This is a genomic window from Pigmentiphaga litoralis (assembly GCF_048632615.1).
GTDB lineage: Bacteria > Pseudomonadota > Gammaproteobacteria > Burkholderiales > Burkholderiaceae_B > Pigmentiphaga > Pigmentiphaga litoralis_B.
In genome coordinates this window covers 2081974-2094687 of the sequence record NZ_CP184479.1, presented here as the reverse complement: position 1 = coordinate 2094687, position 12714 = coordinate 2081974, and the positions used below count along the sequence as shown (strand labels likewise).

General features: G+C 66.2%; 9 protein-coding genes, 2 pseudogenes and 1 riboswitch. Of the genes and pseudogenes, 10 read left to right on the top strand and 1 reads right to left on the bottom strand.

All coding sequences use genetic code 11. The annotated features are described in order from the left end of the window. Window positions 1-56: 56 nt before the first annotated feature. A riboswitch (ZMP/ZTP riboswitch) is annotated at window positions 57-204 on the top strand. Between the two features lie 114 nt (window positions 205-318). From glyA to ACNANG_RS09165, 4 genes and pseudogenes are all read left to right on the top strand, one after another. Continuing rightward, window positions 319-1563 carry a serine hydroxymethyltransferase gene (gene glyA, locus ACNANG_RS09180; RefSeq protein WP_420226936.1) on the top strand — a complete coding sequence of 415 codons (1245 nt, stop codon included), beginning with the start codon at window positions 319-321 and terminating at the stop codon, window positions 1561-1563. 31 nt (window positions 1564-1594) lie between these two features. Beyond that, window positions 1595-2044: pseudogene (gene nrdR / locus ACNANG_RS09175) on the top strand (transcriptional regulator NrdR); the annotation flags it as partial. Window positions 2045-2136: 92 nt separating this feature from the next. Next, window positions 2137-3291, top strand: coding sequence for a bifunctional diaminohydroxyphosphoribosylaminopyrimidine deaminase/5-amino-6-(5-phosphoribosylamino)uracil reductase RibD (gene ribD / locus ACNANG_RS09170; RefSeq protein WP_420226935.1), 1155 nt, complete (start codon window positions 2137-2139; stop codon window positions 3289-3291). A 132-nt stretch (window positions 3292-3423) separates the two neighbouring features. After that, window positions 3424-4065, top strand: a complete 642-nt coding sequence (locus tag ACNANG_RS09165; RefSeq protein ID WP_420226934.1) for a riboflavin synthase — start codon at window positions 3424-3426, stop codon at window positions 4063-4065. An 87-nt stretch (window positions 4066-4152) separates the two neighbouring features. Here ACNANG_RS09165 and ACNANG_RS09160 read toward each other — a convergent pair whose 3' ends face one another. Further along, complete coding sequence (locus ACNANG_RS09160; protein WP_420226933.1) at window positions 4153-5103, bottom strand: LysR family transcriptional regulator; 951 nt, start codon at window positions 5101-5103, stop codon at window positions 4153-4155. A 125-nt stretch (window positions 5104-5228) separates the two neighbouring features. Between ACNANG_RS09160 and ACNANG_RS09155 the strand changes: the two genes are divergently transcribed. The 6 genes and pseudogenes from ACNANG_RS09155 (at window position 5229) to ACNANG_RS09130 (ending at window position 12687) form a co-directional block, all read left to right on the top strand. Continuing rightward, window positions 5229-6581 carry an FAD-dependent oxidoreductase gene (locus tag ACNANG_RS09155; RefSeq protein ID WP_420226932.1) on the top strand — a complete coding sequence of 451 codons (1353 nt, stop codon included), beginning with the start codon at window positions 5229-5231 and terminating at the stop codon, window positions 6579-6581. A gap of 156 nt (window positions 6582-6737) precedes the next feature. After that, a complete protein-coding gene (locus ACNANG_RS09150; protein ID WP_420226931.1) occupies window positions 6738-7706 on the top strand; it encodes a Bug family tripartite tricarboxylate transporter substrate binding protein in 969 nt (322 codons plus the stop codon). Between the two features lie 423 nt (window positions 7707-8129). After that, complete coding sequence (locus ACNANG_RS09145; RefSeq protein ID WP_420226930.1) at window positions 8130-9761, top strand: S8 family serine peptidase; 1632 nt, start codon at window positions 8130-8132, stop codon at window positions 9759-9761. A 16-nt stretch (window positions 9762-9777) separates the two neighbouring features. Then, window positions 9778-10410 carry a hypothetical protein gene (locus tag ACNANG_RS09140; RefSeq protein ID WP_420226929.1) on the top strand — a complete coding sequence of 211 codons (633 nt, stop codon included), beginning with the start codon at window positions 9778-9780 and terminating at the stop codon, window positions 10408-10410. A gap of 325 nt (window positions 10411-10735) precedes the next feature. Next, window positions 10736-12162: pseudogene (locus ACNANG_RS09135) on the top strand (S8 family peptidase); the annotation flags it as partial. Beyond that, on the top strand, window positions 12139-12687 hold the full coding sequence (locus ACNANG_RS09130) for a proprotein convertase P-domain-containing protein (protein WP_420227494.1): 549 nt from the start codon (window positions 12139-12141) through the stop codon (window positions 12685-12687). The pseudogene ACNANG_RS09135 and the gene ACNANG_RS09130, both read left to right, overlap by 24 nt. The last annotated feature ends 27 nt before the right edge of the window (window positions 12688-12714 follow it).

Here is a 12714-nt window from a genome sequence, read left to right as displayed (position 1 = left end):
GCGAAGCGCCCAGGGGGGCACATACATGCGGCAACATACAGGTATAATCAGTTTGCCTTTCCCTGCGTGACTGGCGAATTCTAGGGCCACGGCAACTTGGCCACCCTAGGTGGGATCACCACAAGGAAGCGCAGGGTTCTGGCGAGGCAGTGCACGGCATCGTTGCGTGCACTCCGCGCCACGCCGTTCGCCTGGGCAGCCGTAGGCAGTTACGACGATCGTTCCGGTTTTGCCGGTACGGTGTTCGCACATTCGCGGCTGGCCGGATTCCCCTCGTGTCCCGGTCGGTCCCCTCGTTCTGCACAGGAAGGAACCTACATGTTCGACCGTAAAGTCACCATCGCCCAGATCGACCCCGCCTTGTGGGCCGCCATCGAGCAGGAAAACGAACGCCAGGAACAGCATATCGAGCTGATCGCGTCCGAAAACTACGCCAGCCCGGCGGTCATGCAGGCCCAGGGCACCCAGCTCACCAATAAATACGCCGAAGGCTATCCAGGCAAGCGCTACTACGGCGGTTGCGAGTTCGTCGACATCGTCGAACAGCTGGCCATCGATCGCGTCAAGAAAATCTTTGGCGCCGAAGCCGCCAACGTCCAGCCGAACTCGGGCTCGCAGGCCAACCAGGGCGTGTACATGGCCGTCCTGAAGCCGGGCGACACCGTGCTGGGCATGAGCCTGGCCGAAGGCGGGCACCTGACGCACGGCTCGCCGGTGAATGCCTCGGGCAAGCTGTACAACTTCATCTCGTACGGCCTGAACGCCGACGAAGAGATCGACTACGAACAGGTCGAACGCCTGGCGCAGGAACACAAGCCCAAGCTGATCGTGGCGGGGGCGTCCGCCTATTCGCTCAAGATCGACTTTGCCCGCTTCGCCGAGATCGCCAAGTCGTGCGGCGCGCTGTTCATGGTGGACATCGCCCACTACGCAGGCCTGGTGGCGGGCGGCGTGTACCCGAATCCCGTGCCGCATGCCGACTTCGTCACGTCGACCACGCACAAGTCGCTGCGCGGTCCGCGCGGTGGCCTGATCCTGTGCAAGGCGCAGCACGAAAAGATCATCAACTCGGCCATCTTCCCGGGCATCCAGGGTGGTCCGCTGGAACACGTCATCGCGGCCAAGGCCGTGGCGTTCCAGGAAGCGCTGGATCCCTCGTTCCAGGACTATGCCGCGCAGGTCGTGAAAAACGCCCGCGTGCTGGCGGACACCCTGGTCGAACGCGGTCTGCGCATCGTGTCGGGCCGCACCGAAAGCCACGTCATGCTGGTGGACCTGCGTTCCAAGGGCATCAACGGCAAGGAAGCCGAGGCCGCCCTGGGCCGCGCGCACATCACGTGCAACAAGAACGCGATTCCGAACGATCCCGAAAAGCCCTTCGTGACCAGCGGCATCCGCCTGGGTACGCCGGCCATGACCACCCGCGGCTTCAAGGAAGCCGAGGCGGAACTGACGGCGCACCTGATTGCCGACGTGCTGGACAACCCGAACGACGAAGCCGTGATCGCGTCCGTGCGCGAACGCGTCAATGCCCTGACCGCGCAGTTCCCGGTTTACGGCTGATCGTTCCCATCGCCCCGCGCCGGACTGACACATGAAGTGCCCCTTCTGTCGTCACGACGACACCCAGGTGGTCGACACCCGGGTGCTCGAAGACGGCGACGCCATCCGGCGCCGGCGGCGTTGCACGAGCTGTGATCGCCGCTTCACGACCTTCGAGCGGGCCGAGCTGCTCATGCCGGCGGTCGTGAAACGTAATGGCAGCCGTACCGAATACGATCCCGCCAAGTTGCGCGGCAGCCTGATGCTGGCGCTGCGCAAACGGGCGGTCAGCGCCGATGCCGTGGAACTTGCAGTCACGCGTATCGAAGAAGCGCTGATGACCAGTGGCCTGCGCGAGCTGCCCTCGCACCGCGTCGGTGAACTGGTGATGCAGGAGCTGAAGAAGCTCGACAAGATTGCGTACATCCGATTTGCGTCGGTGTACAAGAATTTCGAAGACATCGACGCTTTCGCCGACGAAGTCCGCGAAATGCAGGGCCCGCCCGCCGTGCCCAAGCCCCCGGCGTCCGCTTCCGCGCCGTCGGCAACGACGCCCGTCGCGCCACCTTCCGTGGTGAAACCCTCGCGCGCCGAATGAGCCTTGTCGTGATGTCCGACCCGGCTACCGACCTGACGTGGATGCGGCGCGCGCTGTCGCTGGCCGAAGGCGTGCTCTACACCACAACCCCCAATCCCCGTGTCGGCTGCGTGATCGTGCAGAACGGCCGGCTGATCGGTGAAGGCGCCACGCAGCCCGTGGGCGGCCCGCATGCCGAAGTCATGGCCCTGCGCGATGCGCAGTCGCGGGGCGAACGGGTGGCAGGGGCGACCGTCTATGTGACGCTCGAACCTTGCAGCCATTACGGCCGCACGCCACCGTGCGTGGACGCGCTGGTCGCGGCCGCGCCGGCGCGGGTGGTCATCGCGATGGGCGATCCCAATCCTCAGGTGAATGGCCAGGGCCTGGCCCGCTTGCGTGCGGCCGGCATTGCGGTCACGGCAGGTGTCTTGCTGGACGACGCGCTGGCGCTGAACATCGGCTTCATTGCACGCATGCATCGCGGCACGCCGTGGATGTGGCTCAAGATGGCGTCGTCCCTGGACGGGCGCAGCGCGCTGCCCAATGGCGTCTCGCAATGGATCACCGGGCCGGATGCGCGGGGCGACGGCCACCACTGGCGTGCGCGCAGTTGCGCCGTCTTGACCGGCATCGGCACGGTGCTGGCCGACGATCCGCAAATGAATGTGCGGGCCGTGAGCACGCCGCGCCAGCCGCGCAAGATCCTGCTCGACTCGCGCTTCGAAGTGCCACTGAACGCCAGGTTGCTCGACGGCGCGCCCACCTGGATCTTCACGGCACGCGAAGACGTGGCCAAGGCCGCCGCGCTGGCCGACCGGGGCATCGATGTGATCTGCCTGCCCGACGCGGCAGGCAAGGTCGATCTGATCGCAATGATGCAATGGCTGGGCCGCCACGAGATCAACGAAGTGCATGCCGAGGCGGGCGAAAAATTGAATGGCTCGTTGCTGCGCACCGGTTGCGTCGACGAGCTGCTGTTGTATTTGGCGCCGCTGCTGCTGGGCGAGGGCGCCGCCATGGCGAAGCTGCCGGAGCTGACGCAACTGGACCAGGCGCAGCGCTATCGGTATGCCGACGTGCGGCAGCTGGGTGACGACCTGCGTGTGCGCGCGCAGGTGCACACACGCTGGCAGACGCTGCGACAGGCGGTCGAAGTCGCGGCGGACTGACCGGCGCTCGTTATCGCGCTTCACGTGTCGATGCGCTGGCGATGCTTGCGTTGGCCACCGCATCGATAGCCGGCAGATCGTGGCAGGACATTCTTTCCATACCGATTCATCAAGCATTCCAGGAGCAGGACCATGTTCACAGGCATCGTTGCAGCAGTCGGACGCGTCACGCGCGTGGCGTCGCAGGGGGGCGACATCGAAGGCGGCGTGCGGCTGGATATCGCGTCGGGCGGTCTTGACCTGACCGATGTGCAATTAGGCGATTCGATCGCGATCCAGGGCGCCTGCATGACGGTCGTTGAATTCGACAACGATCACTTCGTCGTGGACGTGTCGCGCGAAAGCCTGAACCGCACGGTGGGACTCGACGCCGAAGGCGACGTCAATCTGGAAAAGGCCATGCGGCTGGGCGACCGGCTGGGTGGGCACATGGTGTCGGGCCACGTCGATGGCCTGGGCATCGTCATGAAATTCGAACCGGTCGGCGAGTCGCATGAACTGGTGGTGCGCGTGCCCGCCGATCTAGCGCGTTTCCTGGCTTACAAAGGATCGATCACCATCAACGGCGTCAGCCTGACGGTGAACAGCGTGCGCGATCACCAGGCCGGCTGCGATGTGTCGATCAACCTGATCCCCCACACGATCGAGGTGACCACGCTCAAGCACCTGCGTGTGGGCCGCAAGGTCAACGTCGAGATTGACATGATCGCGCGATATGTCGAGCGCATGGCCACGGCGCCGGCGGCGGGCAAGGCAGAGGACGCGCAGGGCTGACCTTCCCGTGGCGGGCCAGACCGACGACGCGCAGGGCTGCTGTTTTTGCGGCAATCAGCCGGCAAGGGCCTGGCCGCATTGCTCAGCCTACTGAGGATCGCCAGTCGACGAGGCAAGCCGGCCTGCCTCGGTCCTTGTCCGGTCCGCTTCCCACGGCGGCACCGGCCCCAGCTCGTTCCTGAGCCAGTCCAGCAGGACCTGCACCCGCCGCAGCCCCGTTTTGCGCGCGGGCACCTGCGCCTTGAGCCAGGTCGACTGCAGCGCAAAATCCTCCAGCAACTCCACCAGCGTGCCATCGACCATGGCCTGCCGCGCGACGTACGACGGCAGGATGGCGATGCCGGTGCCGGCGCATGCGGCCGAGTACAGCATGTGGTTGTCATTCGATGACAAGGCAACCGGCACGTCCACGCTGACCGGCCCGCGCGCCCCTTCGAACCGCCAGGTATTGCCGGTCGGACTGAAGACCAGGCAAGGGTGGTCGAGCAGGTCGCGCGGATGCGCCGGCCGGCCCTGGGTGGTCAGATAGTCGGGCGCCGCGCAGAGCACTTGCCGTAGCCGGCATAGCGGTTCATCGGTCACGCCGTCATAGGCGCCTGCGCGGCCGCCGATTGCGATGTCGTAGTTCTCTTCGATCGGATTGACGGATCGGTCCACCAGCATCACGTCCAGCGTGATGGCCGGGTACGCCTTCTTGAAGCGCGCCAGGATCTCGCCCAGGTACAGCACCGTGACGGACGTTGGCGCCTTCAGCCGCACATGCCCTTCCACCGCGCCGGTGTCCTGTTCAAAGCTGCGCACGATGCCGTCGAACTGCGCAAGCAAGGCACTGGCCTTGGGCAGGAAGCGATGGCCGGCTTCGGTCAGTGCCACCTTGCGGGTCGAGCGTTGGAACAGGGTCACGCCCAGCGTCCATTCCAGATGATTAATGCGTTTTGCAACGACCGACGGCACCACGCTCAATTCACGCGCCGCCTCGGAAAAGTTGCCGAGTTTGACGGTGGCAAGGAAGGCTCTGAGGTTGCCCAGCGTGTCCATAAATGCGCCTTTATCTGTTCACAATCGCGATAGATGGTTTCGCAATATAGAGCAATTGCTCGCCGCCAGGCGTAGATAGAATGACCCCGACGCGGCAACGAGCCGCCATTATCTGGAGTCACTGCATGGCCACTACCCCCAATCGCCGCGAGATCGATGAGCCCGCCCGCAAGACGCCCCTGTTCGGCGAGTTCGACGTGGTGGTCCTCGGCGGCGGCCCGGCCGGGATGACCGCCGCTGCATCGGCGGCGCGTGCCGGCCAGCGCACCCTGTTGATCGAGCATTATGGCTTTCTGGGCGGCATGGGCACGGCGGCGGGCGTGACCAACTTCTGCGGTCTGCATGCCAACGTGTACGGCGAGATCCGGCAGGTCGTGCATGGCGACGCCGACGCGCTGCTGTCGCGCATGCGGGCCCTGGGCGGGCTGAGCGAACCGCACGTCATGTTCCAGGGCAAGATTGCCGCGCAAGCCTACGACAACGCTGCGTTCAAGGTCGCAGCCGATCAACTGGTGCAGGCAAGCGGAGCCGCCGTGCTGTTCCATGCGCGCGCCGTGGGCGTGATCATGCGCACCCCCGCCGAGATAGACGCTTTGCTGATCGAGACCAAGTCGGGCCGCCTCGCGGTCACCGCCCGCACTTATATCGACTGTTCGGGCGACGGTGACATGGCCGCCCTGGCCGGCGCGCCGTTCGAAAAAGGCGAGGGCGGCCACGATATGTTGTATCCATCAACCATGTTCCGAGTGAACGGCGTGGACCCCGAACGCGCGGGCGATGCATGGAATCACTTTGGCCGATGGATGGAAGAAGCGATCGCCAAGGGCCGCGTGTTCCCGCGCAAGACGCCCATCATCCGTCCGCAAAAGAATCCGATGGAATGGCGCGCCAACGTCACGCAGCTGGCCATGCCGGATGGGTCCGCCGTCGATTGCACCAATGCCGAACAACTGAGCTGGGCCGAGATGGAAGGCCGCCGGCAGATCGTGGATTTCTTCGAGTTCCTGCGCAGCACGGCGCCTGGTTTCGAAAACGCCTACATCTTGGAAATCGCGCCCCAGGTAGGCGTGCGCGAAACCCGCCGCATCGTGGGCGGCTATCAGCTGACCGAAGAAGACGTGCTGCAGTGCGTGAGCTTCGACGACGCCATCGGGGTCAATGGGTGGCCGATCGAAGCGCACGTGGCCGGTGACGTCCTCTTCAAGTTCCCCGACATTCCCGAAGTGCGCGGCTACAACCAGCTGCCCTACCGCATGATCGTGCCGCAGGGCATCGACAACCTGCTGGTGGCGGGCCGCTGCGCATCGATGACGCACATGGGACAGTCGGCCGCGCGCGTGTCGGGCGCGTGCTTCGTGATGGGGCAGGCTGCTGGCACGGCGGCCGCGCAGGCACACCGCCAAGGCGTTCGGCCGCGCGATATCGATGTGGCGGTACTGCAGCGCACCTTGCAGCAGGACGGCGCGTTCCTGGGCTGATTTATACGCGGCTGCGGATGGATGGCGAATCGCAGCCGCGTATGGGTGCAACGCGCTTGTGTCCCCGCGCGCCGCGGCGCGTTTCAGCATGCCGGGCGCCGTCCCATCCTGTGCTGCCATGACACCCACTCAAAACAACATCCAAGGAGACTTTTCATGAACACGTTCGCCCGCCTGGCCGCGCTCGTACTGGCCGTCGCGCTGACCCCGGCCGCCCATGCCGACGACTGGCCCGCCCGCCCCGTGACGCTGATTGCGCCATTCGCCCCCGCTTCCACGCCCGACACCTTTGCACGCATCCTGGCCGAAGGCCTGAGCAAACGGTTGGGCAAGGCCGTGGTCGTCAAGAACGAAGGCGGCGGCGCAGGCATGATCGGCACCAACGCGGTCGCGAAGGCACCGCCTGATGGCTATACGATCGGCGTCAGCGTGGCCGGGCCGCTGGTCAACAACCGCATGCTCTACAAGTCCATGCCCTACGACCCGGTGCGCGATCTGCTGCCCATTTCGGTGGCCGTCAACCAGACCAGCCTGCTGGTCGTGCGCAACGGACTGGCTGCCCGCACGCTGTCGGAACTGGTTGCGGAACTCAAGCGTCAGCCTGGCAAATACAACTATGCGTCCATCGGCAACGGTTCCCTGTCGCACCTGACGATGGAACTGCTCGCGGCCCGTAGCGGCACGCGCATCGTGCACGTGCCCTATCCCGGTTCGAGCCAGGCCGTCATGGCCATGATCTCGAGCGACGTCGACATGGCCGTCTTGCCCGCGCTGGCCGTGCTTCCGCAGGTCAAGGCGGGCAAGCTGCGCGTGATCGGCGCCAGCACCGCCAAACGGTCCGCCTTGCTGCCCGACATTCCGACATTGAGCGAGCAAGGCATGACCGACATCGACGCCGGCGCCTGGATGGGCATCGTCGCCCCGGCCGGCCTGCCCCTGCCGATCGCCAGGCGGCTGCACGACGAAATCGTTGCGGTCCTCAACGATCCCGCCACGCGCACGGTACTGGGCCAGCAGATGATGGATGTGGTGGCCAGCACGCCCGACGAATTCAAGGTGTGGATGGACAAGGAGTACGCGCGCTGGAAGCCGGTGATCGAAGCGAACCGGATTGTGCTGGATTGAGTTGGATGTGTCTGTGGTCGCTGTTCGAATCGCGTTGCACGGTCCCGAATACCCGTCGTCCCGTACCTGCGGAGACTGTCCGGACCCGTAGGCTCATCGTTCCGGCAATTGTGTGGTCTACGAACTGGTTGGGTTGATGTCCTCTGAGCACCATCCGAGGTTGCCTGCATGGTGCAGGTGACTACCGGGCCGTCCAGGCGGCCCGCGGACAGAGGACGGGACGATGACAGACACAGGCAGGCAGCGACCGAGGCGGGATGCCGTGGCGCTGGCGGTGGCAATGATGACGGCGCTGGTGGCGGCCGGGTGCGGCGGCGGGGAGGGGGTAACAGCACGAGCGACGCACCGCCCTCGGCCGCCACGCCGGTCACCACGCCGGATCCCGCACCCGTAACATCACCCGTCACCGAGCCGGTCACCACGTTGACCGACCCCTTGTTCCCTTACCAATGGCATCTGGCCAATGCCGGGCAGGACACACTGTCGTCGACGCGGCCCGTGGCCGGCATCGATCTCAACCTTGACGGCCTGCATGCCGCGGGCGTGCGCGGTACGGGTGTCCGGGTGGCCGTCGTGGACAGCGGGCTGGATATCCGCCATGAAGACCTGCAGGCAAACGTGGTGGCGGGGGCGTCCCTCAACTTCCAGAACAATTCCAGCGATCCCACGCCAAGCGAGTCGGATCCGGATCATGGCACCGCGGTGGCCGGCATCGTGGCGGCGCGCGGGTGGAACAGCCTGGGCGGCCGCGGGGTTGCGCCGGAAGCAGGGCTTCAGGGTTTCAACTACATCAAGTCGCAAAACGGGACCAACATGGTCCTGGCGTTGGGGATGTCGCCGCAGGCCGCCGCGGCGCACGTGTTCAACCTTAGCTATGGATCTGAAACGCTGGACGCCGGCCCGATATCCTTGGACGAAATCGAGGCGTTCGACCAATTCCTGGCATCGACCCGGAACAATCTTGGTGGCATCTACGTGAAGTCTGCAGGCAATAGCTTCCTGGAGATGGCCAAGGTGGATTGCTCGCTGGCCCAACGTTACGGCGTAGGCTGCGCGAACAGCAACTTCGAGACGCTCAACAACCTGTCGGCCATGACCGTGGTGGGCGCGGTCAACGCGGCGGGCAAGCGATCGTCGTACTCGACTCCGGGTGCCTCCGTGCTGGTGGCAGGCCTGGGAGGAGAGGCAGGCGTTCACCGCGACCGGCTGCCGGGCCTGCCAGACCTGCTGTACGAACCGGCCATGGTGACGACGGATCTGTCGGGCTGCGACAAGGGTTACCACCGGAGCATCGGAAAAGCGATCAACGCGTTGGACGTGGTGGGTCCGTCGCCGCTCGACCCGTCATGCAACTACACGGCGATGTTCAATGGTACGTCGGCGGCTGCCCCGACCGTCTCGGGCGTGGTGGCGATGATGCTGCAGGTCAACCCCGCCCTGACGCGCCGCGAGGTGCAATACCTTTTGGCCACCACGGCGCGCCCCGTCAATTACCCGGGCACGCCAGTCAAGGTGGAAGGCCTTGTGATCGATGATGCGTGGGTAGTGAACGGCGCCAGCCGGGCGTTCAGCAACGCCTTTGGTTTCGGGTTGGTCGACGCCCGCGCCGCCGTCGCGGCGGCGCGTCAGGGCAGCGGACTGTCCGCGCCCCGCCAATCGAGTTGGCTGTCGGCGCGGCCGGCGTCGCCCGAGGCGATTCCCTACCGGGATGGCGCGGGCGCCCGAGGTAGCATTCCCATTGCGGTCAGCGATGCGCTGACAGTGGAAACCGTGCAGGTGTCCTTCAGCACCACCCATCGCGATCCCGCCAAGCTGCGCGTGACGCTGATTTCTCCCAGCGGCACGCGCAGCATTCTGGTGTGGCCGTTCAGCGGACTCAAGCCCCTGACTGGGACGACCGCGGCCGGATTTGGCTCCGATCTGATGCGGTCGAACGCCTTTCTGGACGAGAAGGCGCAGGGCACGTGGCGGCTGGAGGTGGTCGATGTGTCGGCGCCTTCCGGATCGAGCACGGCGCTGTTCACCCACTGGTCGCTGCGTATTGCCGGCCGCTAATCAGGAGCGATCACCCATGACGAACCCCCTTTCTTTCTTGCCCGCTTCGCTGCGCGCGGCTACCGCAGCGCTGTCCTTGGTGCGGCCTGCGCTGTGGCTGACGCTGCTGGCCGCGCTGTGCGCCGTGCCCGCCGTGGCGTCTGACGCCGTCTTGCTCAACGCAGCGGACGGACCCGCATTCAGCATTGGGGGCACGCCCTACCAGGTGGTCACGGCGGCGCGCGCGGAGCCAGGTGCTGCCACGGGCAGCGGCGTCCGCAACGAGCAGGTCACCCGCGACGCGACAGGCGCGTCCGCGGCCGTGGTCGGCCGGATCGGCAACTATCGCATTACCTTGGGCGGCACGACGGGTCATGTGACGCAGTCCACGGCGTCGTCCGAGTATGCGGTGGCGGTAAACCGGCGCACGGGCGGGCCGGCGCTGGTGTCCCGCCGGCTCAAGCTCTTCAAGGTGTCGTCCGACCAGGCTGCCGCGGTGGCTCGGCAGACCGGCGGCAGTGTCGAGGTCGCCATACCCGCCGCGTCCATGGCGGTGCTGCTTTACGCCAGCCCGACAGTGGCGCTGAACGCGCTGCAGGCGATTCAAACCGGCGGCAGTGGCGCGCAAGCTGAACCGGAAGTCACCCAGGCGTTCATGACACCGCGCTGACCGTGCGCTGAGCGGCCCAGGGTCGCATTGCGAGTTCCTGGGCGCCGAGCTTTTCCTGGCGTCAGGTCTAATCAGCCAGCCGACCGCACGACGTAGCCAGCCGACCGCACGACGTAGCCAGCCGACCGCACGACGTAGCCACCCGACCGCACGACGTAGCCCGCCGTCCATGACACGTCACGATCCCGGCATTCGCGACTCGTTACACAAGTCTTTTCCTGCCGCGCTTGCCAGCGTCACCGCGCACGCGGAATATCTCGGAACGCCCGCGCTGTTGCGGGTGGACAGTGCGCTGCCATGACGGCGTGCGTGACGGGGGCAGGTGATGACGCATGTTCGAATCGATGTGGCCGACCAAGGGTCGTCCGGCTTGCCTTGTCCGCCTGCACAGTCGTGCGCGCGTAGCCTGTCTGACATACCGATCCGTCCTGGCTCGCCCCGCCGTGCTGACCCCTCGAGCGGATCGTGCCCGCCGCCCCTGTCTGGCAGGCCCAATCTCCCTTACACCCACACGTTCTCGGCGCTGATCGCAGCCCTGCTGCTGGCGGGATGCGGCGGTGGGGGCGGCGGGGACGAGCCGGCCGCGGCAGCGACGCCACCCGGCACGCTGCCGCCCGTCACCTTGCCCGTGGTGCCCTCGGTGGTCGCCGAAGATCCGCTGGCGCGCTACCAGTGGCACCTGCTCAACACCGGGCAGGACGCCCTGTCGTCGACGCGGCCGGTTGCGGGTGTGGACCTGAACCTGGGCAATCTGTACGACTCGGGCGTGCGCGGCACAGGCGTCAGCGTGGCGGTGCTGGACACGGGGCTCGACATCCGTCATGAAGACCTGCAGGCCAATGTGGCGATCGGCGGGTCGATCAATTTCCGCAATGGATCGGGTGACCCGACGTCGGCCAGCACGGGGGGCGACCATGGCACGTCGGTAGCGGGTGTGGTGGCGGCGCGGGCGTGGAACGGGCTGGGTGGCCGGGGGTGGCGCCTGAAGCCGTGCTGCACGGCTTCAATTTCCTGGTAGCACCGACGCTGGCCAACGAACTGGCGTCGTTTGGCGGTGCGGCGCAGGCCGCGCCGGTGCAGGTCTTCAACCTGAGCTACGGGGAAGACTTGTCGGAAGTCGCGGTGGTGTCGGCGGATGAACTGGCTGCGCGCGAGCAAGTCATGGCGTCGTCGCGGGCGGGTCGGGGCGGCATCTACGTGAAGTCGGCCGGCAATGGCTTCTTTGCCATCGACGGCGTGGATTGCAGCGTGGCGCAGCGCCTGGGCGTGAGTTGCGGCAACACCAATCTGGAAACGTCGAGCAATCTCGTGTCGATGACGGTGGTGGGTTCGGTCAACGCAGCGGGCCGGCGGGCCTCGTATTCGTCGCAGGGCGCGTCGCTGGCGGTCATGGGGCTGGGCGGCGAATTTGGCGAGAACCGGGCGCAGGCGCCCGGCCAGGCGGACGTGGCTTACCAGCCGGCCCTGTTGACCACCGATTATTCGGGCTGCGACAAGGGCTACCACCGTACCGTGGGCACGCCGGCCAATCCGCTGGATTTGGTGGGACCGTCGCCGCTGGACCCGTCATGCAACTACACGGCCATTTTCAACGGAACGTCGGCGGCGGCGCCGACGGTGGCCGGGGTGGCCGCCTTGATGCTGCAAGTGAATCCGCAACTGTCGCAGCGGGAAGTGCAGTATCTGCTGGCGACCACGGCGCGGCGCGTCGATTATCCGGGCACGCCGGTGCAGTTCCAGGGCATTGCGGTGGATGACGCGTGGGTCGTGAATGGCGCGCGGCGGGCGTTCAGCAATTCGTACGGATTCGGGCTGGTCGATGCGCAGGCCGCGGTCGCGGCGGCCCGCTCCTTCACCCCCTTGGCGCCGCGCCGGCAGATCGACTGGCAGACGGCTGCGCCTGCCACGCCGGTGGCGATTCCCTATCGGGATGGGGCAGGTACGGGGGGCAGTCTGCCGATTTCGGTGGGGGCCAGCCTGACGGTGGAAAGTGTGCAGGTGGCCTTCACCACCACGCATCGCCGTCCGGCGAACCTGCGGGTCGCGCTGATTTCGCCCAGCGGCACGCGCAGCATTCTGGTCTGGCCGTTCAGTGGCATTCGGCCGCTGACGGGATCGACGACGGCAGGGTTCGGGTCCGACCGCATGCTGACCAATGCATTCCTGGACGAGAACGCGCAGGGCACGTGGCGGCTGGAGGTGGTGGACGTGACGGCGGCGTCGGGGACGAGTCCCAGCCAGCTGGTGTCATGGTCGTTGCGGGTGACGGGGCGATGACGAGCCCGGCGCACACGCACATTTTTA

Coding starts and splice junctions, on each gene's coding strand:
- glyA (WP_420226936.1), top strand. CDS start 319: ATGTTCGACCGTAAAGTCACCATCGCCCAGATCGACCCCGCCTTGTGG.
- ribD (WP_420226935.1), top strand. CDS start 2,137: ATGAGCCTTGTCGTGATGTCCGACCCGGCTACCGACCTGACGTGGATG.
- ACNANG_RS09165 (WP_420226934.1), top strand. CDS start 3,424: ATGTTCACAGGCATCGTTGCAGCAGTCGGACGCGTCACGCGCGTGGCG.
- ACNANG_RS09160 (WP_420226933.1), bottom strand. CDS start 5,103: ATGGACACGCTGGGCAACCTCAGAGCCTTCCTTGCCACCGTCAAACTC.
- ACNANG_RS09155 (WP_420226932.1), top strand. CDS start 5,229: ATGGCCACTACCCCCAATCGCCGCGAGATCGATGAGCCCGCCCGCAAG.
- ACNANG_RS09150 (WP_420226931.1), top strand. CDS start 6,738: ATGAACACGTTCGCCCGCCTGGCCGCGCTCGTACTGGCCGTCGCGCTG.
- ACNANG_RS09140 (WP_420226929.1), top strand. CDS start 9,778: ATGACGAACCCCCTTTCTTTCTTGCCCGCTTCGCTGCGCGCGGCTACC.